The following is a 245-nucleotide window of genomic DNA, read 5'->3' as shown; positions in this document are numbered from 1 at the left end:
GGCGAGCGCCGGGATGGTGTAGCTGGCGAGCTGGACGTTCCCGATCAGGTTTTCAGGGATCGCCCGGGTCTCGTTGCGGTCACGGTCGCCAGCCCCCTGCCAGCCGCCGCCGATGAGGGCGGTGCCGTTGTCGAACTGCTTGAGCGACAGCAGACCCGAGGCGACGCTCAACACGCTGCGCATGACAGGCGCCGTGCGTTCGGTGACGACTAGCTGGTTCACCAGGTACTTGACCGGCAGGTTGA

The 245-nt window shown here is 66.5% G+C and carries 1 pseudogene; it reads right to left on the bottom strand.

Annotated features, from left to right (window positions below):
* Positions 1-245 (bottom strand): annotated as a pseudogene (locus R0J92_RS25680) (hypothetical protein); the annotation flags it as partial.

Origin of the sequence: Tritonibacter sp. SIMBA_163 (genome assembly GCF_046535935.1) — a bacterium.
In the GTDB taxonomy this organism is placed as follows: domain Bacteria; phylum Pseudomonadota; class Alphaproteobacteria; order Rhodobacterales; family Rhodobacteraceae; genus Epibacterium; species Epibacterium scottomollicae.
The sequence above is the reverse complement of the archived record's forward strand: the minus strand, read 5'-3'. Positions and strand labels throughout refer to the sequence as shown.